28 protein-coding genes, 1 tRNA gene and 1 riboswitch are annotated in these 26,076 nt (G+C 72.1%); of the genes, 11 read left to right on the forward strand and 18 right to left on the reverse strand.

The genetic code is table 11. The features are described 5' to 3' along the window. Positions 1-52: 52 nt before the first annotated feature. The 3 genes from E1281_RS02660 to E1281_RS02670 form a co-directional block, all read right to left on the reverse strand. Positions 53-997, reverse strand: a complete 945-nt coding sequence (locus E1281_RS02660; RefSeq protein WP_131875497.1) for a sensor histidine kinase — start codon at positions 995-997, stop codon at positions 53-55. Next, positions 997-1,923: an MEDS domain-containing protein gene (locus tag E1281_RS02665; protein ID WP_131875498.1), complete on the reverse strand. Its 927-nt coding sequence runs from the start codon at positions 1,921-1,923 to the stop codon at positions 997-999. The genes E1281_RS02660 and E1281_RS02665 overlap by 1 nt, the downstream gene beginning before the upstream one ends. Before the next feature lie 79 nt (positions 1,924-2,002). Then, positions 2,003-3,019 (reverse strand): sensor histidine kinase, encoded by a 1,017-nt coding sequence (locus E1281_RS02670; protein WP_131875499.1) that lies wholly within the window; start codon positions 3,017-3,019, stop codon positions 2,003-2,005. A 226-nt stretch (positions 3,020-3,245) separates the two neighbouring features. Here E1281_RS02670 and E1281_RS02675 point away from each other — a divergent pair. Continuing rightward, positions 3,246-3,330, forward strand: a tRNA-Leu gene (locus E1281_RS02675). A 56-nt stretch (positions 3,331-3,386) separates the two neighbouring features. On the opposite strand, the gene bcp is transcribed toward E1281_RS02675, so the two are convergent. Continuing rightward, entirely contained in the window at positions 3,387-3,854 is a 468-nt protein-coding gene (bcp, locus tag E1281_RS02680; RefSeq protein ID WP_131875500.1) for a thioredoxin-dependent thiol peroxidase, read from the reverse strand. A 140-nt stretch (positions 3,855-3,994) separates the two neighbouring features. Here bcp and E1281_RS02685 point away from each other — a divergent pair, with 140 nt between their 5' ends. Continuing rightward, complete coding sequence (locus E1281_RS02685; RefSeq protein ID WP_131875501.1) at positions 3,995-4,315, forward strand: DUF3618 domain-containing protein; 321 nt, start codon at positions 3,995-3,997, stop codon at positions 4,313-4,315. On the opposite strand, the gene E1281_RS02690 is transcribed toward E1281_RS02685, so the two are convergent. The 5 genes from E1281_RS02690 to E1281_RS02710 are packed head-to-tail and all read right to left on the reverse strand — an operon-like array spanning position 4,266 to position 8,776. Continuing rightward, positions 4,266-4,577: a zf-HC2 domain-containing protein gene (locus tag E1281_RS02690; RefSeq protein ID WP_131875502.1), complete on the reverse strand. Its 312-nt coding sequence runs from the start codon at positions 4,575-4,577 to the stop codon at positions 4,266-4,268. The genes E1281_RS02685 and E1281_RS02690 overlap by 50 nt on opposite strands. Positions 4,578-4,628: 51 nt before the next feature. Beyond that, positions 4,629-5,900: a glycoside hydrolase family 4 gene (locus tag E1281_RS02695; RefSeq protein WP_131875503.1), complete on the reverse strand. Its 1,272-nt coding sequence runs from the start codon at positions 5,898-5,900 to the stop codon at positions 4,629-4,631. Further along, positions 5,897-6,571, reverse strand: a complete 675-nt coding sequence (locus E1281_RS02700; RefSeq protein WP_131875504.1) for an SIMPL domain-containing protein — start codon at positions 6,569-6,571, stop codon at positions 5,897-5,899. Before E1281_RS02700 ends, E1281_RS02695 begins: the two co-directional genes overlap by 4 nt. A 29-nt stretch (positions 6,572-6,600) precedes the next feature. Next, a complete protein-coding gene (locus E1281_RS02705; RefSeq protein ID WP_131875505.1) occupies positions 6,601-7,785 on the reverse strand; it encodes an amino acid deaminase/aldolase in 1,185 nt (394 codons plus the stop codon). Between the two features lie 52 nt (positions 7,786-7,837). Next, on the reverse strand, positions 7,838-8,776 hold the full coding sequence (locus E1281_RS02710) for a PHB depolymerase family esterase (protein WP_131875506.1): 939 nt from the start codon (positions 8,774-8,776) through the stop codon (positions 7,838-7,840). Positions 8,777-8,922: 146 nt separating this feature from the next. Between E1281_RS02710 and purU the strand changes: the two genes are divergently transcribed. The 6 genes from purU to E1281_RS39930 all read left to right on the forward strand — a co-directional run bounded on the left by purU (position 8,923) and on the right by E1281_RS39930 (position 13,788). After that, positions 8,923-9,771: a formyltetrahydrofolate deformylase gene (purU, locus tag E1281_RS02715; RefSeq protein ID WP_131875507.1), complete on the forward strand. Its 849-nt coding sequence runs from the start codon at positions 8,923-8,925 to the stop codon at positions 9,769-9,771. Positions 9,772-9,888: 117 nt separating this feature from the next. After that, positions 9,889-10,503 carry a DUF6286 domain-containing protein gene (locus E1281_RS02720; RefSeq protein ID WP_131875508.1) on the forward strand — a complete coding sequence of 205 codons (615 nt, stop codon included), beginning with the start codon at positions 9,889-9,891 and terminating at the stop codon, positions 10,501-10,503. A 1-nt stretch (position 10,504) separates the two neighbouring features. Then, a complete protein-coding gene (locus tag E1281_RS02725; protein WP_131875509.1) occupies positions 10,505-11,062 on the forward strand; it encodes a hypothetical protein in 558 nt (185 codons plus the stop codon). 244 nt (positions 11,063-11,306) lie between these two features. Then, entirely contained in the window at positions 11,307-12,911 is a 1,605-nt protein-coding gene (locus E1281_RS02730) for a sensor histidine kinase (protein WP_207943066.1), read from the forward strand. Next, positions 12,908-13,579, forward strand: coding sequence for a response regulator (locus E1281_RS02735; protein WP_131875510.1), 672 nt, complete (start codon positions 12,908-12,910; stop codon positions 13,577-13,579). The genes E1281_RS02730 and E1281_RS02735 overlap by 4 nt, the downstream gene beginning before the upstream one ends. A 47-nt stretch (positions 13,580-13,626) precedes the next feature. Next, positions 13,627-13,788 (forward strand): hypothetical protein, encoded by a 162-nt coding sequence (locus E1281_RS39930; protein ID WP_165958760.1) that lies wholly within the window; start codon positions 13,627-13,629, stop codon positions 13,786-13,788. Positions 13,789-14,288: 500 nt separating this feature from the next. On the opposite strand, the gene E1281_RS02740 is transcribed toward E1281_RS39930, so the two are convergent. From E1281_RS02740 to E1281_RS02765, 6 genes are all read right to left on the reverse strand, one after another. Next, positions 14,289-14,672 carry a type II toxin-antitoxin system death-on-curing family toxin gene (locus E1281_RS02740; protein WP_131875511.1) on the reverse strand — a complete coding sequence of 128 codons (384 nt, stop codon included), beginning with the start codon at positions 14,670-14,672 and terminating at the stop codon, positions 14,289-14,291. Further along, positions 14,669-14,878, reverse strand: coding sequence for a toxin-antitoxin system HicB family antitoxin (locus E1281_RS02745; protein ID WP_131875512.1), 210 nt, complete (start codon positions 14,876-14,878; stop codon positions 14,669-14,671). Before E1281_RS02745 ends, E1281_RS02740 begins: the two co-directional genes overlap by 4 nt. 162 nt (positions 14,879-15,040) lie before the next feature. Next, the gene (gene glyA / locus E1281_RS02750; RefSeq protein ID WP_279433582.1) at positions 15,041-16,297 is read right to left on the reverse strand and encodes a serine hydroxymethyltransferase; all 1,257 of its coding nucleotides are present in this window, start codon (positions 16,295-16,297) and stop codon (positions 15,041-15,043) included. Between the two features lie 2 nt (positions 16,298-16,299). Then, positions 16,300-16,689 (reverse strand): glycine cleavage system protein GcvH, encoded by a 390-nt coding sequence (gene gcvH / locus E1281_RS02755; protein WP_131875523.1) that lies wholly within the window; start codon positions 16,687-16,689, stop codon positions 16,300-16,302. Positions 16,690-16,746: 57 nt separating this feature from the next. Further along, the gene (gcvT, locus tag E1281_RS02760; RefSeq protein WP_131875513.1) at positions 16,747-17,841 is read right to left on the reverse strand and encodes a glycine cleavage system aminomethyltransferase GcvT; all 1,095 of its coding nucleotides are present in this window, start codon (positions 17,839-17,841) and stop codon (positions 16,747-16,749) included. Between the two features lie 167 nt (positions 17,842-18,008). Continuing rightward, positions 18,009-18,104: riboswitch (glycine riboswitch) on the reverse strand. A 40-nt stretch (positions 18,105-18,144) separates the two neighbouring features. Then, positions 18,145-18,507, reverse strand: a complete 363-nt coding sequence (locus E1281_RS02765; RefSeq protein ID WP_131875514.1) for a hypothetical protein — start codon at positions 18,505-18,507, stop codon at positions 18,145-18,147. A 255-nt stretch (positions 18,508-18,762) separates the two neighbouring features. Here E1281_RS02765 and E1281_RS02770 point away from each other — a divergent pair, with 255 nt between their 5' ends. Further along, on the forward strand, positions 18,763-20,061 hold the full coding sequence (locus tag E1281_RS02770; RefSeq protein ID WP_131875515.1) for a M50 family metallopeptidase: 1,299 nt from the start codon (positions 18,763-18,765) through the stop codon (positions 20,059-20,061). Here the strand turns inward: E1281_RS02770 and E1281_RS02775 are convergent. Continuing rightward, on the reverse strand, positions 20,051-21,148 hold the full coding sequence (locus E1281_RS02775) for a PLP-dependent cysteine synthase family protein (RefSeq protein WP_131875516.1): 1,098 nt from the start codon (positions 21,146-21,148) through the stop codon (positions 20,051-20,053). The genes E1281_RS02770 and E1281_RS02775 overlap by 11 nt on opposite strands. Before the next feature lie 91 nt (positions 21,149-21,239). Between E1281_RS02775 and E1281_RS02780 the strand changes: the two genes are divergently transcribed. Further along, positions 21,240-22,304 (forward strand): hypothetical protein, encoded by a 1,065-nt coding sequence (locus E1281_RS02780; protein WP_207943067.1) that lies wholly within the window; start codon positions 21,240-21,242, stop codon positions 22,302-22,304. On the opposite strand, the gene E1281_RS02785 is transcribed toward E1281_RS02780, so the two are convergent. After that, positions 22,301-23,839: an ATP-dependent DNA ligase gene (locus E1281_RS02785; protein ID WP_131875517.1), complete on the reverse strand. Its 1,539-nt coding sequence runs from the start codon at positions 23,837-23,839 to the stop codon at positions 22,301-22,303. The genes E1281_RS02780 and E1281_RS02785 overlap by 4 nt on opposite strands. 187 nt (positions 23,840-24,026) lie before the next feature. On the opposite strand from E1281_RS02785, the gene E1281_RS02790 reads away from it, so the two are divergent. Then, positions 24,027-24,752: a hypothetical protein gene (locus tag E1281_RS02790; RefSeq protein ID WP_131875518.1), complete on the forward strand. Its 726-nt coding sequence runs from the start codon at positions 24,027-24,029 to the stop codon at positions 24,750-24,752. Positions 24,753-25,085: 333 nt separating this feature from the next. Here E1281_RS02790 and E1281_RS02795 read toward each other — a convergent pair whose 3' ends face one another. Then, positions 25,086-26,057 (reverse strand): diiron oxygenase, encoded by a 972-nt coding sequence (locus E1281_RS02795; RefSeq protein WP_131875519.1) that lies wholly within the window; start codon positions 26,055-26,057, stop codon positions 25,086-25,088. Positions 26,058-26,076 lie beyond the last annotated feature (19 nt).

Consider the following 26,076-nt stretch of genomic DNA (forward strand, 5'->3'; position numbering starts at 1 on the left):
CACCCGCCGCCCTCTCCGTTTCCCACGGAGAGGGCGACGCTCTTTCCGGAGGTCACCGGGACCGGCACGGGGAATCGCGGGACACGCGCAGCCGGACGAAGGTGCCGTCCCAGCCCGCGCGCAGTTCCATCAGGTCGACGAGGAGGCGGACGGTCCACAGGCCGAAGCCGCGCTGGAGCGCCGTGTCCGGGGGGATGAACCCCGTCAGGGGGCTGGGGCCCGGCCGCCAGAAGCCGTTGTCGCCGATCTCGCAGACGAGGTCGGCGCCGTCCTGCCACACCCAGAGGCCGATCGGCGGCGTGCCGTGCTGGAGCGCGTTGGCCGCGGCCTCGTTCGCGGCCGTGACGAGGTTGCGCGCCGCCTGCTGGACGAGGCCGTGGCGGCAGGCGCGCTCGCCGAGGAACGACCGCAGCGCGGACAGGTCGTCGTCCTTGATCGGGAGGTACTCGGCGGTGCGGGGACGGTCGAAACGCAGCCCCCGGTCGCAGCCGGCCCCGAACGTCACCGGGTCGACGTAGTCGTCGTTCAGGCCGCGGTGGTCGGGGGCGAGCAGCAGGGGATGGGTCCGCCTCGCCTCCGCGACGACGCGGGGCGGCAGCGTGCCGGTGTCGTAGGGGCACAGCGCACGCGCCCCCGAACCTTCGAACACCACGTTGATGAGGGACTCGTAGCGGATCCACTCCAGCGTCTGCCGCTCGTCCCAGCCGTCCCAGAAGGGCTCGGCCAGCGCGCACACGCGGCGCGGCGCGCTCTTCTTCACGACGTTCTGGTAGTCGCGCAGGGTGTGGACGGGGTGCCGGTAGAACTCCGCCGAGTCGAAGTACTCGATCGGCGCGTCGCCCGGCGGGAGCACGTCGCGGAGCGCGGCCAGGTTGGGTTCGCGGACGACGGCGATGACGGCCTGGTCCCGCTCCAGCCCGGACCGGAGGTGCGGCACGGTGACCGACAGGAAGTCGTCGAGGTCGCGGTACAGGAATGCCTGGTGCTCCATGGCCATCAGCTCGCCCCCTCCGTGTCCGGGCGCCCCGGCCGGCCGCCGCGGGCGAGGCCCGGCAGCCGGTGCCAGCCGACCATCTCGATGACGCTCTCCACGTCGGGCGCGAGATGGTCGAGGACCAGCGGCTCGCCGGCGGGCAGCCCGGTCGCGTGCCGGGCCAGCAGGTGCAGGCCGCCGAGGTCGATGAAGGCGAGCCGGGACAGGTCGAGGTGGACGCGGCGCCGTTCGGTGCTCACCTGCGCGAGCTGCTCGGCGAACACGCTGTGCCGGGCGGCGTCCAGCTCGCCCTCGACCCGCAGGCCGTCAGGTTCGAATGTGCGCACTATCTTCAGGATCCCGTCATCGAATTCGGGGTTCACTTCCACGAGGACCTCGTGTGTGTCGCGGAGGGCGAGCAGCTTTTCGGGCGGGCACGCGTGGCGGTCGATCTGGCAGATCGCCATCGCCATCGTGCTCGGCGAGACCGCGTCGCCCACCCGGTGCTCGCAGCCGAGCATCCGGCCGAAGTCGGGCGGCTCCGGCAGGTTCATCAGCCCGCTGTGGTCGGTGGTGAGGCGCACGGCGCGGAAGCCCTGCGCGAACGCGCCGCCGACCTCGCGGCCGATCGTGTCCAGCATCATGGCGGGTTCGAACTCGCCCCGCCGGTTGAGGCAGGCGTCCTGCAGCGAGATCACCCGCAGCTGGCCCGCCCTGCCGTAGGCGTCCAGGTCGATCCGGTGCCGCGGGCCGAGGCCGGGGAGCCGGTCGGCCGGCGCGTCGGTGACGTACACGACCTTCTCGTTGGTCTGCAGCCCCTCCCGGACGAACGGGCCGATGACCCGGTCGCGCTCCTCGAAGCCCCGGTAGGCCAGCCAGCCGTGGTCGCCCGGTCGGACGGCGCTGACGGGACGGGTGTCGAACCAGGGGGTCTCCCGCTCGCTGATCATGGGGCCTGCCCATCGGGGTCGGTGGTGTGTTCAGCGTACGCCGCTCGGAGGTCTTTGGAAGCCCAACGCATGGAACCGATCACTCTCCGTTCGGCCGGGAAGGGCCGGTCCGGGCGGGGAGGTCGAGGTCGAGCCTGAGCCGGACGACGCTGCCGCGGTCGCCCGTCCTGACCTGCACCGTCGAGCACAGCAGCCGCACCGCCCACAGCCCGAACCGGCTCCCCGCGGCGGTGCCGGGCGGACGCGGAGGGATGAGCCCGTACCCGGTGCCGGGCGCCCACCGCCCCTCGTCGGCGACCTCGCAGACGAAGGCGGCGCCGCCCGCGCCGTCCTCCGTCCACATGCGAAGGACGATGGGCGGCTCGCCGTGCCGCATCGCGTTGGTGACGACCTCGGTGACCGCGATGAGCAGGCGCTTGCGGTCCTCGTCCGGGAGCGGCGTCTGCCGCGCGTAGTCGGTGACGTACGCGCGCAGCCAGTACAGGTCCGCCTGCTCGATCTCCAGCGTGTCGGCGCCGGGCGGCGGGTGGGGGAGCGGCTCCCGGTCGCACTGCTCGCAATAGGCCCAGGGGTCGATGAAGCCGGGGTTGGTGAGGGACCGCCCGCCCCGCACGGTCTCCGGATGGGTCTTGCGCGCCGCCGCGACGGTGCCCGCGGGGAGCGTGGCCGAGTACGGGCACATGAGGGACGCGCCGGTGCCGCGGAACGCGACGTTGAGGACGGCCTCGATCCGCTGCCATTCGAGGACCTCCAGCGGGGACCGCGACGCCCACGCCGGCTCCCCGAGGAGGCGCAGCCGGCTTCCCCGCAGGACGGCGTCGTCGGCCTGGCTCAGGCAGTCCGCCAGCGTCCGCGCGGGGTGCGCGTACCAGGACGACGGTTCGGCGAACTCGACGCCGGCGTCGGCGGGGCCGAGCGCGTCCCGCAGCAGCATCTCCTGCCCGGTCCCGCAGACGGCGAGGACGCGGTCGCCGCCGTCGAGCCCGTCCAGCAGGAAGGGGACGGCGCCGTCGAGGAACTGGTCCGCGCCGTCGTAGGGCAGTAGCCGGTGCGTGAAGGAGGCGTTCAGGACGGTTTCCGAGGAGCTCGTGATCATGGCGTCACCGACTGTGCCGAAGGCCGGACCCACCAAGCCTAGGCCGCCCGGCGGGCTCCCGCCGAGAGCGTTTTGCAGATTGTGCCGCAGGATTCGCGCAGCTCATGTCCGCAACTCCATTGCGGTTCTGTCCTTTATCCGGTCCCGTTCCCGCGCGGAGGCGAATTCCGTTGCCGGGGCCGCCGCCGCGAGCGCTAAGCTGAACGCGCTCCCGGCGGGAGCGTCTGCGGGCGTGGCGAAACCAGGTATACGCGGCAGGTTTAGGTCCTGTTGGTGGCGACACCGTGGGGGTTCGAATCCCCCCGCCCGCACCCCGGGAACGCGAAGAACCGGCCCGCGGCGCGCGGGCCGGTTCTGCCGGTCGGGGCTAGATGCCGAGGTCGCGGCGGAGGCGTTCCACGTGGCCGGTGGCCTTCACGTTGTAGTACGCCTTCTCGATCCTGCCGTCGGCGTCGATGATGAAGGTGGAGCGGATGACGCCCACGACGACCTTGCCGTACAGCTTCTTCTCCCCGTAGGCGCCGTAGGCCTTCAGGACCTCGGTGTCCGGGTCGGACAGCAGCGGGAAGGTCAGGCCCTCCTTCTCCCGGAACTTCGCCAGCTTGGCGGGTTTGTCGGGGGAGACGCCGACGACGGTGGCGCCGGCGGCCTCCAGGTCGGCCAGGCTGCTTTCGAAGTCGACCGACTCCTTGGTGCAGCCGGGCGTCATGGCCGCCGGGTAGAAGTAGAGGATCACGCGCTTCCCGCGCAGCGAGGCCAGCGACACCGGGGACGCGTCGGCGTCGGGAAGCTCGAAATCGGGGGCGACGTCGCCCGGCTGAAGCCGCTCGGACACCCTGACCCGCCTTTCGCTCGGAAGATGGCCCCAACGGTACCCGGCCGGGGGTGTGGCGGGCGTTCGGGGGGAAGACCTGCCAGACTGTTCGGATCATGCTTCGCTGGTCGAGATTTCGCCCCACACGATAAGGACACGGCATGGCTGACAGGCCCAGCGACCCGGAGGGGCTGGAAAGGTACATCGAGCGTAACGTCCAGGAGCTCGCGCTCGTCGTCGACGAGTTCGCCGACCGGGTCCATCCGAAGAAGGTCGCGCAGCGGGGCGCCGACCGGCTGAAGGAGGAGGCGGGTCAGGTCGCCAAGGCCGTCGGCGCGCTCGTGCGTCCGTCCGCGGACGAGGAGGGCGACGACGTCCCCGGGGGCGGCGGTGTCGACAAGCGCCTGGTTCTGGCGGGTGTCGGGGCCGCGGTCACCGTGACCGCCCTGGTCCTCCTGAGCCGTAGGCGCAAGCGCCGCTGAGCCCCCTCAGGGAGGCGCCGGTCCGCGGTCTGCGGCCGGCGCCTTTTCGCGCCGTGCCGGCGCTCGCGCGGGCGGGGGCGGGGCGCTGCGGGACGGTGTGGGCGAGGAGTTCGGCGACGACCCGCAGCTCGGCCAGCTCGGCGCGGCAGGGCGGGCAGCCGCGCAGATGCGCCGACAGCGCGTCGGCCTCGGCGCCCGGCAGCCGCCCCAGGGCGTAGACGCCGAGCCCGATGCGGTAGTCCCCGCAATCCGTTCGTCCCACATCAGGGAGTACGGGTCCTGGACGTTCGCCGTTCAGATGAACGAGGCACCCTCAGGCGACCTGGGGGAGGTGCTCGCGGTGGGCGGCGAGCCCCTCGTCCAGGATCTTCCGGGCGGTGTCCCTGCTCCGGACGAACGGGTGCGCCATGAGGGCCTGCAGAGCGGTCCGGCGGTCGCCGGTGACGGCGGCGTCGGACGCGAGCCGCTCGTAGGCGTGGATCGCCTGGGTGAGGCCGCGCACCGGCCCGGGAAGCGGCCCCATCGTCAGCGGGACCGGGCCGGAACGTCCGACCAGCGACGGGACCTCGACGATCGCGTCGGGGTCCAGGCACGGGATCGCGCCGTTGTTGCGGGTGTTGACGATCATCCGGCGGCCCTCGTCGCGGTGCAGCGCGCAGATGACGTCGACGGCGAACTCGCCGTGCTCACCACCGCCGCGCTCGCGGGACGGGTCGGGATCGGCCTTCCGGGACTCGGCGGTGACCTGCTCGTAGTAGGCGGGAAGCATGGCGAGGATGTCCTGCGCGCGGGTCGTGCCCTTCTCGCGCAGCTCCTCGACCACCTCGTCGTGGAAGAAGTAGTACTTCGCGTAGGAGTTCGGCAGGAAGCCGAGCGTCTTGGCGAGTTCGGCCATGCGGGACGGGTCGCGCCACGGGGTCGCGCCGCCGCCGGGGATCTCCAGGTCGTCCAGCAGGAGCGGGACGTCGAGGTCGTGGCCGTCGAGCCGGAGCCGCTGGGCCCACGTGGCGTGGTTGAGGCCGATCCAGTCGGCCTCCAGCCCCTCGGACGGGAGGCCGAGCAGGCCGGCCCACATCTCCGTGTCGCCGATGGCCTGGTCGCACAGCCCGATGACGCGGGCGCCGGTGGCGCGGGCGACGGCGTCGGTGACGATGTTCGTGGGGTTGGTGTAGTTGACGATCCAGGCGTCCGGGCCGGCGGCGGATGCGATCTCCAGCAGCACGGGCACCGAGCGCAGCGCCATCAGGAACCCGCCCGGCCCGGCGGTCTCCTGCCCGACGACGCCGTGCTTGAGCGGGATCGACTCGTCCAGGTGCCGCGCCGCGAGCCCGCCGGGACGGAACGTCGTGAAGACGTAGGACGCACCGTCCAGGGCGGCCTTGAGGTCGGTGTGCGCGGAGACGGTGAACGCGGCGTCCCGGGCGGCGAACATGCCGCGCGCCAGCCGCGTCATGACCGCCAGGTGGCCGGTGTCGATGTCGTGGCAGGACAGCTCGGTGCCCGCCAGGTCGCCGGCGCGGTGCAGCAGCCCCCGGATCACGCCGGGCATGTAGCCGCTGCCCGCCCCGATGATCGCGATCTTCACCGCGGCTCCAGGTCCGGGGGCGACACGGTGAAGCGCGCCTCGACGGCGGCGCGGACGACCTGCGCGGCGGGCTCCAGGTCGATCGGCTCCGGCTCCGCGCCCGCGCCGCCCGGCCCCGTCCCCCCGTACGCGGCGGCGAGCGCGACGCCCCGCTCCTGGGGTCTGCCGAGCCCCTCGTCCGACAGCTCGACCAGGCCGGTGAGCCGGGACCCGAGCGCCTCGGCGTAGCTCCGGGCGCGCGCGACGGCCTCGTGGGCGGCCTGCCGCGCGGCCCGCCCGTACACCTCGCTTTCGCGCCGCAGGTCCCACTCGGGGCCGTCCACGGCGGTGCGCTCGAGGTCGCCGAGCCGGGCGACCAGCTCGCCGAGCACCCCGAAGTCCGCGACCGTGATCTTGATCTGGACGGTGCCCCGGTAGGCGCGGATGTCGCCCTCGCGCCGCTTGTACTTCAGCAGCGGCGTGATCGAGAGCCGGCCCGTCTCCAGCTTCTCGACGGCCTGGCCGTAGGACTTGACGAGGTCGAGGCAGCGCTGGTTGCGCTCGGTGAGCCGGTCCAGCGCCGTGCGCCGGTCGGACTCCTGCGACTGGACGTGCACGGTCAGCCGCGCGATCTCCGGCTCGGCCTCCAGCACCGCCTCGCCGCGGACACTGATCATGGGAGCGTCGCTCATACGCCCAACCTAGACGCTCGCGCGCGGGGTCAGAGAAACGTCTTGCCCTCGCCCCGGTAGGTGGGGGAGGCCCCGACGACCCGGTCGCCGTCGATGAGGTGCAGGGCGTCGAAGCGCTCGCACAGCTCGCCGGCCTTGGTGTGCCGGAACCAGACGCGGTCGCCGATGGACAGCAGGTCGGCGGAGCGGCCGAGCAGCGGCGTCTGCACCTCGCCGGCGCCCTCGTTGCCGTCGTAGGCCAGGCCGGTCGGCAGGTACGGCTGCGGGAGGCGGACGGTGTCGCCGGTGCCCGAGGCGAGGTAGCCGCCGCCCAGGCAGGTCGCAACGCCGGGCGCCGGGCGCCGCACGACCGGCAGGGCGAACAGCGCGGCGGGCCTGCCGCTGAAGTTGGAGTACTGGTCGAACAAATGCGGCTGGTAGAGGCCGGACCCCGCCGCGACCTCGGTGACCGCGCGCTCGGCGGCGGTCTTCTCGACGCTGCCGGTGCCGCCGCCGTTGACGAACTCCAGGTCGGCCAGCTCCCGGACGGTCCGGACGATCGCGGCCCGGCGCCGGGCCAGCTCCATCCGGGACCGCTGCTGCATGCCGCGGATGACGCGGGCCCGCGTGGGGCGTCCGGGCGGGACGTCCCCGACCCCGGCGATCTGCGACTCGTAGGCCATGAGCCCGACGAGGTCGAGCGACGGGCGCTTGAGCACCTCCTCGGCGAACGCGCCGACCTGGGCGGGGGTGCGCAGCGGGGAGCGCAGCGCGCCGATGCGGACCCGTCCGGCCAGCGGGCGGTAGGAGGCGTCGATGTCGATGCAGACGCGGACCGCCCGGTCGCCGGCGGCCGACTCGATCAGGTCGAGGTGCTCGGGGCAGTCGACCATGAGCGTGACGGCGCGGGCGGCGGCGGGGTCGGCGGCCAGTTCGGCGACCGCCGTGCGGTCGGCGGTGGGGTAGGCGACGAGGATGTCGTCGCTGACGCCCTGCCCGGCCAGCCAGAGCGCCTCGGGGAGCGTGAACGCCATGATCCCGGCGAAGCCGTCCATGGCGAGGACGTCCTCCAGCAGCGACCGGCAGCGCACCGACTTGCTCGCCACCCGGATCGGCTTCCCGGCCGCGCGGCGGAGGAGCCCGGCGGCGTTGGCGCGGAACGCCGCCAGGTCGACGACGGCGAACGGCGCCTCGATCCCGGCCGTCGCGGCGTCATAGCGGTCCCGGAGGTTCATGCTGGCCACACTGCCACACTACCGCTGAATGTGAATAGCTCTCATGTAACGCTCAGCGGCCGCCGCGCGGATGGTCGGCGAAGAAGTCCCACAGCATCGCGCTCGCCTTGTCCGGCCACACGTGCCCACCGCCGTTGATCTTGCAGAAGGCCACCGCGACGCCCCGGTCGCCCTTGCCCGTGCTCTCGCACTCGGTGTCGTCGGTTCGTGCCTTGACCTGCTTGGCCGGTTCCGGCAGCCCCGCGACCCGGCGCCAGAAGTCGACGGCCTCGGACACGGGCGGGAACGGCCGGCGGTCGTTGAAGTCGCGGTTGCCGCCGCCGTTGAACGGCACGTTCCCGTCCGCGGTCCCATGGAAGATCATCGCGGAGACCGGTTCGCCGGGATCGCAGTCGGTGACCAGCGCGCCCTCCACGACCCCGATCGCCGCGACCTTCCCGGGCTTCTCGCACGCCATCCGGTACGCCATCCCGGCGCCGTTGGAGAACCCCGTGACGTAGACGCGGTCCGGATCGGCCAGCCCGGCGCCGGTGATCTTGTCGATCAGCCGGGTGAGGAATCCGACGTCGTCCACGTTCCCGACCTTCGCCGCGCCGCAGCAGTCGCCGGCGTTCCACGTGGTCATGACGCCGTTCGGGTAGGCGACGAGGAAGCCGTTCTCGTCCGAGAGCCCGTTGAAGCCGGACATGTCCTCCATCTTGCCCATGGTGGCGAGCCCGCCGTGCAGGGCGATGACCAGCGCGGGCGGATCGGCGGGCTTGCCGTCCTTCCAGTCGCCTCCGGACACCTTGGACGGGACGTGCAGCAGGAACTCGCGGTGCCCGATCGTGCCCACGTCCATCTTCTGCTTGTGCGTGCCCTGCGCGGTGGGGATGCCGTCCACTTTCGCGGGCCGCCCGCCCTGGCCGCCCGTGCCCTCGCCGCCGCCCTCGGTGGTGCAGCCCGCGAGCACGAGGGTGACCGCCAGTCCAACCAGCAGGATTCGCCGCATGGAGGCAAAACTAACCTCAAATCAAGCCCGTAAACTACTCATCAGTAGTCCTCGGGGGCGTCCGTACGCGCGTACGCTCGGAGGACACCAGCCTGAGCTGCCGGATCGCGCCAGGCCCCGTCCCACCGCGAACAAGAGTGAGACCGTTGAACGAATACGTGCTGACCCTCTCCTGCCCCGACCGGACCGGCATCGTCGCCGCCGTCTCCGGGCTGCTGGCCGAGCGCGGCTGCAACATCCTGGAGAGCCAGCAGTTCGGCGACGGAGAGTCCGGCACGTTCTTCATGCGGGTGCAGTTCGCCGCCCTGGACGACACCGACCCCGACGAGCTGCGCGGCGCGTTCGCGTCCCTGGTGCCCGAGCTCGGGCTGCAGTGGCGGCTGCACGCGCTGGCCGAGCGGCCGCGCGTCCTGATCATGGTGTCGAAGGGCGGGCACTGCCTCAACGACCTGCTCTACCGGACGCGGTCGGGGCTGCTCGACATCGACATCGTCGGGGTCGCGTCCAACCATCCCGACCTGCGGCCCCTCACCCAGTCGTACGGGATCGACTACCACCATCTGCCGGCCGGGTCCGGAGGCAAGGCCGCGCAGGAGGCCGAGATCCTCACGCTGGTCGAGCACTACCGCGCCGACCTCGTCGTCCTGGCCCGGTACATGCAGATCCTCTCCGACGACTTCTGCGCCAAGCTCCCCGGCGCGATCATCAACATCCACCACTCGTTCCTGCCGAGCTTCAAGGGCGCCCGCCCCTACCACCAGGCGCACGCGCGGGGCGTGAAGCTGATCGGCGCCACCGCGCACTACGTCACCGCCGACCTGGACGAGGGGCCGATCATCGAGCAGGAGGTCGCGCGTGTCGAGCACACCCACAGCCCGGAGGAATTGGTGGCCGTGGGACGCGACGTCGAGTGCCTGGCCCTCGCCCGCGCGGTCCGCTGGCACTGCGAGCACCGCGTCCTCCTCAACGGGGACCGGACGATCGTCTTCCGCTGACCTGCACGATCTCTCCCGGGAACGCGGGGGACGTCGGCATGGCGCGTGTCACTCCACGTCACGATGGCGCACCATGGGTGATGATGTCGGACGTGCCTAGGGCTCACGGGGGTGGCCATGACCGAGGCATTGGTCAAGGACCTGATCGAGGAGGCGCAGAACACGCGGCAGGCGCGGCGGCTCGCCGTCCGTGAGTTCCGGCCGCGCCGCGCCGTCGCCGGGTTCGCCGCGGCGCTGCTGGTCGCCGCCGCGGGCGGGGCGGCCGCCATCGAGCTGCTCGCCGCCGCACTGGGCTCGGGCGTCCACCCGGTCCCGGGCGTGGAGGCCCTGGCGGACGGCCTGCGCGGGCGCGGCTGGCACGACCCGGAGATCCTGCTGTGGACGGGGTCGATCACCGTCTTCGGCCTCGCGTTCCTGCTGGCCGCGCTGCCCGGCCGCCTGCGCGGCGTCCCGCTGGCCGGTTCCGACCCGCGGCAGGCCGGCGCCATCGGCCGCGCCGCCCTGCGCCGGTCGCTGGCGGACGCGGCGCTCACCGTCCCCGGCATCGAGACCGCCCGCGTCCGCGGCCTCGGGCTCGTCCGCCGGGGCGTCGTCGTCCGGGCGGCCACCCGGTACCGGAACCCGGCGAACCTCGAAGAACTCATCCACGACGCCGTCGACGCGCGGCTGGACCGCATCGAGCCGATGCACCGGCCGCGGGTCGGCGTCCGGCTCCGCTGGCGGAGGGACTGACGTGCGGATCGCGATCGCGTTGACCGGGGCGGTGCTGTTCGCGTGCGGCGGCGCGGCGCTCACCGCCGGACTCGGCGTCTTCGGCCCCCCGGCGGAGGGGCCGCTGCTCGATCCCGCGCTGGCGCGGTTCGCCGGCGGCAGCGGCTGGTTCCTGCCCGCCGCGGCGGGCGTCGCGGAGATCCTCGCCCTCGCCGGCCAGCTCTGGCTGGTCGTCCAGGCCCGCTACCTCGTCCACCAGTGGTGGCCGGACCTCGACGCCCAGACCCGCGCCCGCGCCCGCGACGCCGGTGACGCGCTGATCCGGGACGCGCGGGACCTGCCCGGCGTCCACGACGTCCGCGCCCGCCTCACGGGCACGGCGGACAGGCCGCGCCTCCTGCTGAAGGTCGCCTGCGCCGGCGACACCCTGATCGGCGAGGTGTACGGGGAACTGGGCGCGGGCCCGGTCGAACGCTACCGCCGCGCCGTCGGCATGCCCGATCTGCCGGTGGTGATCCGCTTCCGGCCCGCCCTGCCGCGCCCCGGAAAGGCCCAGGAGCCCCAGCCGGAGCCCGCCTGACCGGACGCGACCGATCGCCGGCCCCGCGCGGGCCTGGACGGGCGCACGCACCCTGGGCAGGCGCCCATGTGCCGGCGGAGCGGGCACATGCACACGGTGGGCGCCTGCGCTCGGGGGAGGGGCGCGGTTCGGAACGGGATCGGCGACGTCGAGGTTCTGCACCCGTGACTATGCGCGCTACGAGGCGAATGGTCACCCTTGTGTACATTGCGTTCACGGAGAGGCAGAGACGGAAGGTGCGCGTGTGCGGCGTCCCGAATGGGCGGTCCCCGGTCGCTGGAGCCTGGCGCGGCAGCTGCTCGTGCTGCAGGCCGCGATCGTCGGGCTGCTCGTGGCGGCCGGCGCGGCCATCGCCTACCTGGACGCCGGGCGGTCCGCCGACGACGCCGCGGCGCGGACCGTGACGGCGGTCGCGAAGAGCATCGCCGATGCCGACAACGTCCGCACGGCGCTCGCGTCCCCCGACCCCAGCCGGCTCCTGCAGCCGTACGCCGAACGCGTCCGGCGCGACACCGGCGTCGACTTCGTCACGATCATGGACCCGGCCGGGATCCGCTTCACGCATCCGAACCCGTCCCGGATCGGCGGGCACTTCGTCGGCAACACCGGGCCCGCCGTGGCCGGGCGGACGTTCACCGAGACCTACACCGGCACGCTCGGCCCGTCCGTCCGCACCGTCGCCCCCGTCCTCGACGGCGGCCGCGTCGTGGCGCTGGTCGCGGTCGGCATCACGATCCGCGTCATCTCGGCGGAGCTCCGCCAGCGGCTCCTCTCCCTCGCCGGCATCGCCGCCGCCGTCCTGGCCGTCGGGGTGGGCGGCAGCTCCCTGGTCGCCGCCCGCCTGCGCCGCCAGACCCGCGGCGTCGCGCCCGGCGAGCTGCGGGAGATGTTCGAGTACTACGAGGCGATCCTGCACACCGTCCGCGAGGGCCTCCTCCTCCTGGACCGCGCGGGCCGCGTCGTCCTCTGCAACGACGCCGCCCGCCACCTCCTGGACCTGGAGCCCTCGGCGGATCTGCGTGGACGGGCCGCCGCGGACCTGGGGCTGCCGGACGAGCTCGTCGCCACCCTCGTCTCCCCGGAGCCGCGGTCCGACGAGGTCCACCTCGCCGACACGCGGGTCCTCGTCGTGAACACCTCGCCGGTGCGGTCGCGGGACCGGGCGAAGGGCAACGTCGTCACCCTGCGCGACCACACCGAGCTGCAGGTGCTGACCGGCGAGCTCGACACCGTGCGCGGGTTCGCCGAGTCGCTGCGCTCGCAGGCCCACGAGGCCGCGAACCGCCTGCACACCGTGGTGTCGCTGGTGGAGCTGGGACGCCCGGACCAGGCCGTCGAGTTCGCCACCGCCGAGCTGAAGACCGCCCAGTGGCTCACCGACCGGGTCGTCGGCTCGGTGACCGAACCGGTGCTGGCCGCGCTGCTGCTCGGCAAGTCCGCGGAGGCGGGGGAGCGCGGCGTCGACTTCGCCGTCACCGGGGACACCGTGATCGAGGGGACCGCCGAGCCCCGCGACCTCGTCACCATCCTCGGCAACCTCATCGACAACGCGGTGGACGCCGCCCTCGCGAACGCGGACGCGCGCCCGCCGCGCGTGGCCGTCCGGGCCCGGAAGGAGGGCGGCGACCTCGTCCTGGAGGTGTCCGACAGCGGGCCCGGCGTGGACCCGGACGCCGTGCCCGACATGTTCCGGCGCGGGTGGACGACCAAGACGTCCGGCGGGCCGGTCGGCCACGGGCTCGGGCTCGCGCTGGTCGGGCAGGCCGTCCGGCGGCACGGCGGCGAGGTGCGGGTGAGCCACGACGACGGCGCGGTGTTCACCGTCCGCCTGCCCCTGGACGCGCCATGATCACGGTGCTCGTGGTCGAGGACGACCCGGTCGCCGCCGAGGCGCACCGCTCCTACGTCGAGCGCGTCGCCGGGTTCGCCGTCGCCGGGGTCGTCCACTCCGGGGCGGACGCGCTGCGGTTCTGCGAGCGCACCGCCGTCGACGTCGTCCTGCTGGACTTCTACCTGCCCGACACCCACGGCCTCACGGTCTGCCGCGCGCTCCGCGCCGGGGGCAGCGACGTGGACGTCATCGCCGTCACCTCCGCCCGCGACCTGGCGGTGATCCGGTCGGCGGTGTCGGTCGGCGTCGTCCAGTACCTGCTCAAGCCGTTCACGTTCGCGATCCTGCGCGACAAGCTCGACCGGTACGCGCGGTTCCGGGAGCGGGCGGTCGGCTCCGGCGAGGTCAGCGGCCAGGCCGACGTGGACGGAATGCTCGCCACCCTCCGCACCCCCGACCACCGCACGCTGCCCAAGGGCATGAGCGAGGAGACGCTCCAGGCCGTCACCGAGGTGCTGACCGGCGCCGCCGACGGGCTGTCGGCCGCCGCGGCCGCCGATCTCACCGGCGTCTCCCGCGTCACGGCCCGCCGCTACCTCGAATACCTCGCCGAGAACGGGCTGGCGCACCGCCGCCCCCACTACGGGCAGGTCGGCCGGCCGGAAGTGCGCTTCTATCCCGGGTAGACGGGGTACGCATGGGGCGAGGGTGAAACGACATCGGGGGAGTTGTCGTGAACGACAAGCCAGACAAGGCCGAGGAAAAGACGACCGAGGACGCCGGGCCGGAGCGCGAGAAACGTCCACCCCGCGGCGAGGACACCGCGGCCAAGGGCCAGCAGAAGAAGAAGCCCGGCGACGCCGCCCGCAAGATGCGTGCGATGTTCAAGGGCTGAGCGCACCCGGGAACCGACCGCGATCCACGGCTCCCCCGCCCGACGCTGGGCGGGGGAGCTTTGACGGGACCTTGGGGGGTGTTTGGCGGCATATATCCATTTATGCGGATAATGTCCGAAGTGAACCTGACGTCGAGGGGTGAAGGAGGCACGCTTGTCCGACCTTTCAGTCTCGGGCGGCTCCACCACGGGGTCCTTCGACGTATGGAGGGAACAGACGGACCACGGCATGGGCCCCTCCCGCTGAGCGGCCCGACGGCCCGGGGGTCACGGCGGTATACGCCGCGGCCCCCGGGTTTGTGCGTGCGTCAGGCCGCGCGACCCCCGGCATATCCGGAATGATGTAAAGAAGAGGGCATCGGGGAGCGGGTCGCGGTCAAGCTGCTGCGCGGCCTGGACGGGCGCCTGCGCGATCTGGTCCGGTCCTGCCTCGCCAAGGACCCGGTCCAGCGACCCGCCGCGCTGTTGGCGGGGGAGGTGACGATGTGCTCCCCGGCGGCTCAGCGAGTCGGTCGGGGGATGACCTGTAGTGCCGCGGCGATCTCTTTCACCTCGATCTCCGAGCACGACGTGGCGATGTGGATCACGAGGTCGAATGCCTGATCGTCGGTGACGGCGGCGACATGGCCGTTCGCGACGAGCATGATCTCCATGGCGGCCCATGCGGTCCGCTTGTTGCCGTCAACGAACGGGTGATTGCAGATGATCGAGTGGAGCAGCGCCGCAGCCTTCTCCTCCAGAGTCGTGTACGCCTCGAAACCGAATGCAACCGTCTGAGGTCGGGCGACCGCGCTCTGCACTAGCCCGACATCTCGGACGGCTGGCTGGCCTCCCAGATGCTTGGCGTTGAACCCGATGACTTGTTCGACCGTCGGGTAGATCATGTGTCGGCCAACCGGTTAAACAGCTCTGTGCGGTCGGCGAAGACTTGGTCGGCGGCGGCCGTGATGGCCGCTTCCTGTGAGCGTCGGGTAAGTACCTCGTCAAGGGCGCGAATGATGGCGGAGTTCACGGATATGTGATCTTCCGCTGCCATGGCGGCCAGCTTGGCGTCGAGTTCGTCAGGGATCCGGACACTGCGAGTGGTCATACCAGAATGGTATCACTCGCCGGGTCGGCGTCCGGTTGCTTCGGACCGTCGGTATGAGAGAGGAAGGGGTGACCCCGGGTCTGAAGAGGTCGAAACGCTGATGGCTATTGCTCCTTGCCGTAGCTTGCGCCCCCTTCCGGGGTGGAAGGGGGCGCGGTCGCGTCACAGGTTCGGGTACAGGGGATGCTTGTCGGCCAGGGCCTTCACGCGGGCCGCCAGCGCGTCGCGGTCGAAGGACGGCTGGAGGGCCAGCGCGATGACGTCGGCGACCTCGGTGAAGTCCTCGGCGGTGAAGCCGCGGGTGGCCAGGGCCGGTGTGCCGATGCGCAGGCCGGACGTGACCATCGGCGGGCGCGGGTCGTTCGGTACGGCGTTGCGGTTGACCGTGATGCCGACGTCGTGGAGGCGGTCCTCGGCGTCGCGGCCGGTGAGCTCGGAGTCCACGAGGTCGACCAGGACGAGGTGGACGTCCGTCCCGCCGGTCAGGACCTTCACGCCGGCCTTGGCGGAGTCCTCGGCGAGGAGCCGGTCGGCGAGGATGCGGGCCCCCTCGACGGTGAGCGACTGGCGGGTGCGGAACTCGTCCGAGGCGGCGATCTTGAGGGCGACGGCCTTGGCGGCGATCACGTGCTCCAGGGGGCCGCCCTGCATGCCCGGGAAGACCGCGGAGTTGATCTTCTTGCCGTACTCCTCGCGGGCGAGGATCAACCCTCCGCGGGGGCCGCCGAGCGTCTTGTGCGTGGTGGTCGTGACGATGTCCGCGTGGGGGACGGGCGAGGGGTGCAGCCCCGCGGCGACCAGGCCCGCGAAGTGCGCCATGTCGACCATGAGCAGCGCACCGACCGAGTCCGCGATCCTCCGGAAGGCGGGGAAGTCGAGCTGCCGCGGGTACGCCGACCAGCCCGCCACGATCATCTTCGGACGGTGCTCGGCCGCCAGCGAGGCCACCTCGTCCATGTCGACCAGGCCGTCCTCGGCGCGGACGTGGTACGGGACCACGTTCAGCGTCTTGCCCGAGTAGTTCAGCCGCATCCCGTGGGTGAGGTGCCCGCCGTGCGCGAGGTCGAGGCCGAGGATCGTGTCGCCGTGCTGGAGCAGCGCGAAGTAGACGGCCGTGTTGGCCTGCGCCCCGCTGTGCGGCTGGACGTTCGCGTGCTCGGCGCCGAACAGCGACTTCGCGCGGTCGATCGCGAGCTGCTCGGTGACGTCGACGTGCTCGCAGCCGCCGTAGTACCGCCGGCCGGGATAGCCCTCGGCGTACTTGTTGGTCAGGACCGAGCCCTGCGCCTCCAGGACGGAGACCGGCGCGAAGTTCTCCGAGGCGATCATCTCCAGGGTGGACTGCTGGCGCCGCAGCTCGGCGGCGACGGCCTCGGCGACCTCGGGGTCGGACGTGGCGAGCGAGTCGTGCAGGCTCAAGATCAGCTCTCCTCGATCAGCTTGTCGTAGGCGGCGGCGTCCAGCAGGTCGCCCGGCTCCTCGGAGATGCGGACCTTGAAGATCCAGCCCTCGCCGTACGGGTCGTCGTTGATGACCTTGGGCTCGTCCACCACCGCGCCGTTGATCGCGGTGATCTCGCCGCTGACGGGGGAGTAGACGTCGCTGACCGACTTGGTCGACTCGATCTCCCCGCAGGGCTCGCCCGCCTCGACGGAGTCGCCCTCGGACGGCTGGAGCTCGAGGTAGACGATCTCTCCGAGGGCGTCGGCGGCATGCGCGGTGATGCCGATGGTGACGATCCCGTCCTCGCCACCGAGGCCGGACACCCACTCGTGCTCTTCGCTGTAGCGGAGCTGCTCCGGAACGCTCACGATCACTTCTCTCCATTCATGGTGGGGGCCGACCCCCACACCCCCGGACAACTGCTTTCAGGAACGCTTGTAGAAGGGAAGGGGAACCACGTCCACCTGCTCCTGCCGACCGCGGACGTCCACGGCGAGATCCGTCTCCTCGACTCCGCTGTCGAGGTACGCCATGGCGATCGGCGTGCCCAGTGTGGGCGACGGGGCGCCGCTCGTCACGATCCCGCACGGCGCGCCGCCGGACGTGACGACCTGGTACCCCTTGCGCGGCGCACGACGCCCGCGCGCGACCAGTCCCACGAGCCTACGGCCCTGCGGGGTCTGGGCCTGGGCCGCCAGGGCGGTCTTCCCGACGAAGTCGCCCGGCTTGTCCAGCTTCACGACCCGGCCGAGCCCCGCCTCGAACGGCGTGGTCTCGGCGGTCAGCTCGTTGCCGTACAGCGGCATGCCCGCTTCGAGCCGCAGCGTGTCGCGCGCGGAGAGGCCGGCGGGGACGACGCCGTCCACCCCGGCGAGGGCCTTCCACAGCGGGACGGCGTCGGACGCGTCCACGAACAGCTCGAAGCCGTCCTCGCCCGTGTACCCGGTGCGGGCGATGAGCGCGTCGACGCCCGCGACGCGCCCGGCGAGGACCGCGTAGTACTTGAGGCCGGCCAGCGGCGCGTCGGTGAACCCTTCGAGGATCTCCTGGGAGCGCGGCCCCTGGAGGGCGAGCAGCCCGTAGGTCTCGGAGCGGTCGTCGACGGCGGCCTCGAAGGCCGTGGCCCGCTCGACCAGCGCCTCCCGGACGGCGCCGGCGTTGGCGGCGTTCGCGACGACCATCCAGGTGGCGTCGGCCAGCCGGTAGACGATCACGTCGTCCAGGATGCCGCCGTCCTGGCCGCAGAGCATCGTGTAGCGGGCCTTGCCGACCGGCATCGCCGCGAGGTTGCCGACCAGCGAGAAGTCGAGCGCGGCGCCGGCGCCCGGCCCGGAGACGAAGATCTCGCCCATGTGCGACAGGTCGAACAGCCCGGCGCCGGTGCGGACGGCCTGGTGCTCGGCGGTCTCGCTCGCGTAGCGCAGCGGCATGAGGTGGCCCGCGAAGTCGACGAGGTTCGCGCCGAGGTCCTGGTGGACGTCGTGCAGCGGCGTCTTCTTCACGGCGGGGTCGGCGGGCATGGGCTCGGCTCCTTCGTCACGGGGCGCGTAGGGTCCATCGTCCCATTCACGCACCGGGGCGTCTCGGTGCCTCCCCCTCTGTCATCGGCGCCTGAGAGCTTCACCCGCCGCTCGGGCGGGCTTGCACCTTCGGCGGGGGACCCGGGTCCCCGCTTTCCAGAGGTCGCCTGGCCCGTGCGGTCCGTTGGCCTGAGAGGTTCCGGGGAGGGTTTGCTCCTTCGGCGTCCCTGACCGGCTGCCAGGGACTCTCCCGCACGGGGTCGTCGGCGAGCCCCAGTATGGCATTCTCCTCGCTCGCGTCCGTCAGCGCAGTCCGGGGGACTTGGCCATCGTCTTCATGCACGTCCGGATGGCCGCCATCCTCTTCTTGAGCTCCTGCTGGCTGACCGTGGAGCTCTGCTGCGGGCTGGGGTTCGGGCTCAAGGTCGGCAGCTCCACGCCCTGCTTGCGCATGCAGTCGCTGAACGCCTTGGCCGCCTTCGAGTGCGCGGGCGGAGTGGGCGCGTCAGGCTTTCCCGTGCCGGACGCGCCGGACGACGGCGCGGCCGCTGGGCTCCCCGCGGCTCCAGTGCGCTCGGAGCCGCCGCCGGAGTCACCGCCATCGGAGCCGCCGCATCCGGCGAGAGCGAGCGTCAACGCCACCACCGCTATATGACCGCGCTTCAAGGCACACCTCCTAAGACCCGGCCTCCAGGGACCGGAGTGGATCGCCATGATGCGCAGGAGGCGCGGCGCGCGAATACCGCCCCGCGTGCCAATGGCGCACGGGCGGCTTAGCAACTCGGCTCAATCCGTGCGCGCGAGGCGGTCGCCCGCCTTGCGCGCTTGTTCAACCGAATTGGCGGCCGTGCCGTACTCTGAGTTGGTTGCTGGAGAAGACGCCCCCGGGTAGCGGGGTGCATGACCGGAGGGGCAAGCCGCATGGCCTATCTGGCTGGAGCATTGATCCTGTTCTTCGGCCTGCTGGTGTCCATCGCGCTGCACGAGCTCGGGCACTTCTCGTTCGCCAAGCTGTTCAAGGTGCGGACCACGCAGTTCATGGTCGGCTTCGGGCCGACGATGAAGTCCTGGCACCGGGGCGAGACCGAGTACGGGATCAAGTGGATCCCGCTCGGCGGCTACATCCGGATGATCGGGATGCTGCCGCCGCGCAAGGGCGACGCCCCCGGGAAGATCCGGCAGGCCAGCACCGGACCGTTCCAGGGCCTCATCGAGTCCGCGCGCGGTGTGGCGCTGGAGGAGGTCAGGCCGGGCGACGAGGACCGCGTCTTCTACGGCAAGAAGTGGTGGCAGAAGCTCCTGATCATGTCCGGCGGGCCGGCGATGAACCTGCTGCTGGCGGTGATGTTCTTCGCGATCCTCCTGATGGGACTGGGCACGAACCAGCCGCAGCCGGTGATCCGGGAGGTCGCCCAGTGCATGGTGCCGGCGAGCCAGGCCGAGCTCACCGAGTGCCCGGCGAACGCGGCGCCGACGCCGGCGAAGCAGGTCGGGCTCCAGGTCGGCGACCGGATCGTGGCGTTCGACGGCAAGAAGATCGACGACTACCGCGAACTGCAGGAGCAGATCCGCGGCGTGGGCGGGCAGACGGTGCCGATGACCGTCGACCGGGGCGGGCAGGACGTGCGGCTGAACGTCCCGATCGCCCGCAACCAGATGCACCACCTGGACGACCCGGAGAAGATCGTCGAGGTCGGGTTCCTCGGCATCACGCCGACCAGCGAGGTCGAGCGGCAGGGCCCCGCCGCGGTCGCGAGCACGATGGGCGACCTGACCGCGCGCACCGCGGGCGCGCTGGTGCGGATGCCGCAGAAGATGGTCGGCGTCTGGAACGCGGCGTTCGGCGACGACGAACGCGACCCGAACGGCCCGGTCGGGGTCGTCGGCGTCAGCCGGATCGGCGGGGACGTGGCCGCGTCCGAGGCCCTCACCGGCACCGAGAAGGTCTCCTACTTCGTGATGCTGCTCGGGTCGCTGAACCTCGCGGTCGGGATGTTCAACCTCATCCCGCTGCTGCCGCTGGACGGCGGGCACATCGCGGGCGCGCTCCTGGAGGCGGTCAAGAAGGGCTTCGCCAAGATCTTCCGGAGGCCCGACCCCGGCTACGTGGACGTCGCCAAGGCGTTGCCGGTGACCTATGTGATGGCGGCCGTCCTGATCGTCATGGGCGGGCTGCTGATCTATGCCGACCTCGTCAACCCCATCCGGTTCACTGGATAGCGGGCATCTCACCGGTCTTCAGGAAGCCGTTCAGCGCGGCGAGGTAGGGCTCGATGTCGAGGCCCTGCTCCGCCAGCCACGCGTCCGATCCGTACGTGCCGGCGTAGCGCTCGCCGCCGTCGCAGATCAGAGTGACGACGCTGCCGCGCTCGCCGTCCGCCCGCATCCGCGCGATCAGCTCCGCCGCGCCCCACATGTTGGTGCCGGTGGAGCCGCCCACGTCCCGCCCGCTGACCTGGCTCGTCCAGCGCATCGCCGCGACGGACGCCGCGTCCGGCACCCGGATCATCCGGTCGATCACCGTGGGCAGGAACGACGGCTCGACGCGGGGGCGGCCGATGCCCTCGATCCGCGAGCCCGCAGCCGTCCGCTCGGGGTCCCCGTCGGCGAACGAGCCGAAGAACGCCGACCCCTCCGGGTCGACGACCGCGAGCCGCGTCTGGAACCGCCGGTACCGCGCGTACCGGCCGATCGTGGCGGACGTCCCGCCGGTGCCCGCGCCGACCACCACCCAGGACGGCTCCGGGAACCGCTCCAGCCGCAGCTGCTCGAAGATCGACTCGGCGATGTTGTTGTTGCCGCGCCAGTCCGTCGCACGCTCGGCGAAGGTGAACTGGTCCATGAAATGCCCGTCGCACTCGGCCGCGAGCCGCCGCGACTCCGCGTAGATCGCGGACGGGTCGTCCACCAGGTGGCACCGGCCGCCGTGGAACTCGATGAGCTGGATCTTCTCCGGGCTGGTGGACGCCGGCATCACCGCGACGAACGGCAGCCCCAGCAGCCGCGCGAAGTACGCCTCCGACACCGCCGTGGACCCGCTGGACGCCTCGATGATCGTCGTGTCGGCCCGGATCCAGCCGTTCGCGAGCCCGTACAGGAACAGCGACCGCGCGAGCCGGTGCTTCAGGGAACCGGTGGGGTGGACGGACTCGTCCTTCAGGTACAGGTCGATGCCCCATTCCGGCGGCAGCGGGAACACGTGCAGGTGCGTGTCGGCGCTGCGGTTGGCGTCGGCGTCGACCAGCCGGACGGCCTCCGCGACCCAGGCCCGGTACCCGGGGTCGCAGCGGTCAACGATGCGGCTCACGGCGGCTTTTTCTCCTCGGATCGTCGCTGATCGGCCGCGTCCCACGATATCCGTGCATGTCGCAGGGCATTATGGAGGCTGCGGGGGGCACATGATCGAGATGTTCGACGAGCGCATCGTGGAGGCCGGGCGGCTGCCGCTGTTCGGCTTCTTCGTCGCGTTCATGATCACTTTTGTGCTGACGCGGGTGAACGTCCGGCTGATCCGCTCCAACGTGCGGTGGTTCCGCAACGTGACCGCCGGCGACGTGCACATCCACCATGTCGTGTTCGGCGTGGTGCTGATGCTGGCGGGCGGTGTGGGCAGCCTCGCCGTCCCCGAGGCCAGCGTCGGGTTCAGCCTGGCGGCGGCCGTCGTGTTCGGGATGGGGTCCGCCCTCGTCCTGGACGAGTTCGCGCTCATCCTCCATCTCAGCGACGTCTACTGGACGGAGAAGGGCCGAGCCTCCGTCGACGCCGTCTTCGTCGCCATCGCGGTGACCGGGCTGCTGCTGCTCGGCATCCACCCGCTCAGCTACGCGGGGTTCGGCTTCGACCCCGGCACCGGCTCCCTCACCCGCCTGTACGTCGCGTCCCTGGCCGTCAACCTCGTCCTCGCCGTGGTCACCCTGCTGAAGGGCAAGATCTGGACCGGCCTCATCGGCCTGTTCGTGCCCGCGCTGCTGGTCATCGGCGCCGTCCGGGTGGCGCGTCCCGCCTCGCCCTGGTCGCGCTGGCGCTACGACGACGCGTCGCGCAGGTACCAGCGGGCCGTCCGGCGGGAGGAGACCTACCGGCGGCCGCTCATCCGGGGCAAGATCTGGGTCCAGGAGTTCATCGCGGGACGGCACGACCTCATCCCGCCCGAGCTGCTGCAACGCCGCACCGAGGCGGCCGAGCGCGCCCGCCGGCGCCGGCTCGCCCGCGCGCAGCGCAGGGCCGAGGCGCGGGCGGAGCGCAACGGCGCCTCGCCCGCCCAGCGCAAGGCGAGCGCCTGGGCCGAACGGCGGGCCGAGACCCGCGCGCGTCGCGCGGTCATGTCCCGCACCCGCGGCCGCGCCACGTCCCGCATGCGGACCCGCGCCGCCTCCAGACGCCGCGCCCGCAGTCCCAAAGCGGAGGAGGAACCGCCGTCCGGCCGGCGGACCAGGGCGGGGGCGTCCGGCGGGACGCCCTAGTCCATCACGGGCGCGACGGAGCGGACGGTCTCGATCGTGTCGGCCTCGGCGGCGGACTTGTCGGTGCGGTAGCGCAGGACGCGGGCGAAACGCAGCGCGATGCCGCCCGGGTACCGGGGGCTGTGCTGGACGCCGTCGAACGCGATCTCCACGACCAGCTCGGGCCGGACGTGCACCGTCCAGCCGTCCTCGCGCACGGCCAGCTCGCGGAGCCTCGCCGTCTGCCAGGCCAGCAGTTCGTCGGTCAGCCCCTTGAACGTCTTGCCGAGCATGACGAAGCCGCCGGTCTCCGGGTCGCGGGCACCGAGATGCAGGTTGGACAGCATGCCCTGCCTGCGCCCGTGCCCCCACTCGACCGCGAGGACGACGAGGTCGAGGGTGTACCGGGGCTTGACCTTGATCCAGCCCGCGCCCCGCCGCCCGGCCGTGTACGGGCTGTCGAGCGCCTTGACCACGACGCCCTCGTGGCCCCGCGCGACGGCCTCGTCGAACACGTCCTTGGCCCGCCCGGGGTCGCCGGTGACGACACGGGGCATCCGCAACTCCTCGGGAACCACCCGCACCAGCGCCGCACCCCGCTCCGCCCCCGGCGCATCGAGCAGGTCGCCCCCGCCTGCGGCCTCCTCCAGGTACAGGACGTCGAACAGGTAGACCGACAGGGGGACCGGGTCGGTGTTCCTGGCGGTCCGGGTGGCGGTGCGGGCGGCGGTGACCTGGAACGGGTGGGGGCGTCCGTCCGGCCGCAAAGCGATCAGCTCGCCGTCGAACACGGCCGCGCGGACGGGCAGCTCCTTCACGGCCGCCACGACCTCGGGCAGCCGCGAGGTGATCTCGTCGAGCGTCCGGGTGAACACCCGCACCTCGCCGTCGGACACGTGGACCTGGGCGCGGATCCCGTCGAGCTTCCATTCGACGGCCGCCTCCGCGTCGAGCTTGGCGAACGCGTCCTCGACGGACGGGGCGGACGCGGCGAGCATCGGCTTGACCGGCCGTCCGACCTCCAGCGTGAACGCGCGCAGCGCGCCGGTGCCGCCCGCGAGGGCCGCCGTGGCGACCGGGCCCAGCGTCCCCCGCAGCATGAACGCCCGCCGCACCTCGGCGGACGGGACCCCGGCCGCCGCCGCGATCGCCTCGGCCATCACCCCGTCCAGCGCGCCCTGCCGCAGCTCGCCCGCCAGGAGCCTGATCAGGAAGTCCTGCTCGGTGCGCGTGGCGCGGCCGAGCAGCCCGGCCAGCAGCTCGCGCCGCCGGGCGACCGAGCCGGCCCCCGACACCGCGCCGATCTCGGTGAACGCCGCGTCCACCTCGGGGACGGTCAGGGACGGCTCGGCGGCCGACGGCGGGACGTCCCGTAGGGCGGCGTATCCCACGCCGATCTGGCGTTGCGGCAGGTCACCGGACAGATAGGCGACCACGGTCGCGGCCTCGCCGGGCTCCGCCGCGCGCAGGCACTCCGCGAGCGCGGATACCTTGGCCTTGCGGCCGGAGGTCCCCGCGACGTCCTGCGACGTCCGCGTGATATCGGCTAGCAGCACCTCTCCATTGTGACCACGAGGTCTGACAATCCCTACCGTCCGGGGGCCTGGTCAGGGGCCGGGCGCCTGACTACGTTGACGGGAGGGCCGCCGGTGAGAATCTCTGCGCGGTGGCGCCGGAGGGTGCGGTGGCGGGCGCGCCGATTGACAGGTACTCAGGGCGAGACGGGGGAGTGAGGAGCGGGGAGTGGGGCTTCAGCGCTCGTCGGAACCGTTCCACCGGGTCTACTCCGCACCGGAGCCGCCGTCGGACCGGTGGCCGAGGCTGATCAAGCCGCTGGCGGCGGTCACCGCCCTGGCGGCGGCCGGGGCGGTCGTCTTCCTGGTGGTGCCCGGTCAGGGGCAGGTACACGCAGGCAGGGACAACGCGGCCGTCAGGCCGCCGGGCGACTCGGCGGAGGAGCCGTCGCGGCGGTTCGTCCGGGCGCTGCCGGAACCGTGCGGGTCGGTGTCGAAGGACACCGTCGACCAGGCGGTTCCCAAGGCGACGCAGCGGCAGAGTGCGAACTCGACGCTCACCACGTGCACGTACGCCTCGGAGGGGTCGCGGCTCCGCTGGCTCCGGGTGGAGGCGCGCCTGTACTCGCCCGGCGACACCGGCACCCCCGTGCAGGACGCCGAGAGTTACTACGCCACGCAGTGGGCGCAGGCGCACGACACTCCGTTCATCCGGACGATCAGCCTGGCCCGCCACCGAGGCATCGGGGACGAGGCGTACCGCTGGTTCAAGGCGGACGAGGAACGGCCGGCCGTGCTCGGGCAGGTGACGGCCCGGATCCGCAACGCGGTCGTCACGGTCAGCTACAGCGAGCAGGCGCCCGGCGCGGGCGGGCGGGACGGGCGCGAGCGCGCCTGCCTCGACCGCGCCACCGCCGCCGCCCGCGACGTCCTCGATGCGCTGAATGATTTCTGACCTGAATCGGCCGATCATGGCATATTTTCTGTCAACACCTTCTAGGGTGATGCGTAAAAGGGGAGGGAGTTCGCCGATCATGCTCCCCGACGAGGCCACGTGATCGGCGGACTTGCAGCACCTGGGAGGAGGGGGTCGACGACGTGTTCGTCCGATCGGTAGGTATCTCCTGGATATAAGTCCAGGTCGGCCACCTGTTTCATCGAAGGGCCGCGGAGTGGACCCCGCTCCGCGGCCCTGCCGTCTCCGGTGCGGGGACCATTGGCGGCCATTGTCGAACCATTTTCTAAAGTAAGGTCGATATCAAGATAAATGGCCGGCGAGTAGAACCGGCTACGGTTTCAGCAGACCCGCGCGGACCCACACGCCGCGGGCCCGGCCGTCCAGGAACCCGACCTCGTCGAAGAACGCGGTGCACTTGCGGAACGCCCAAGCCAGCGTCTCCCGCCGGTGCGGGCTGCGGGCCGCCACCCGCCGCGCCAGCGTCGGATCCAGGCCCACCGCCTCGTAGCACGACGGGTGGATCACCTGCGCGGACGTCAGCCGCGTCGCCTGCGCCAGCCCGTAGGCCGCCATCCGCCGGCGGACCGCCGGGAGCTTCGCCACCAGCCGCTTCAGCTCCTCGCGCGCGTACTTGATGTGCCGCACCTCCTCGATCACGTGAATCCGCGTCACCTGCCGGATCATCGGCTGCACGTCCTCGTCGGGGAACGTCAGCCGCTGGAACGCGTCGGTGAACTCCTCGACGACCAGCGTCCCGGCGAACATCGGCATCGGGTCGTACACGGCGCCGAACACCTTCGCGAAGTGGAACTCCGGCGCCCGGGGCCGGTGCGTGCGGAGCCCGCACGTCCGCACCATCCGCCCGAACATCTTCGAGTGCCGGCACTCGTCGGCGATCTCCGTCAGCGCGTACGCCACATGGTCGCTGTCGTAGCGGTGCCGGTAGGCGTGCATGACCAGCGACTGCATCAGCAGCATCTCCGACCAGATCCCGAACGAGGCGATGCTGCACATCTCCCGCTTGGACAGCTCGACCCGCCGCCGGTGCGTCAGCCCGTCCCACAGCGGCGTCTCGTAGATCGACACGAGTTGCGGCGGGAGGTAGAACGTGTCCGGGTCCTGGGGCGCGTCCCAGTCGACGTCCACGTCGGGGTCGAACGAGTGCTTGCGCGACGTCCGCAGCAGCCGCTCGGCGACCACCTCCCGATGCGTCAGGTCCAGCGTGTGGTCGCCGTCCTTGCACCGGACCCGCGCCGTCCACGTACGCGGCCGGCCATCGCTCAGCAGCACATCGGGGGGCATCGAACAATCTCCTCTACCG

Origin of the sequence: Actinomadura sp. KC345, assembly GCF_004348515.1 — a bacterium.
Lineage (GTDB): Bacteria > Actinomycetota > Actinomycetes > Streptosporangiales > Streptosporangiaceae > Spirillospora.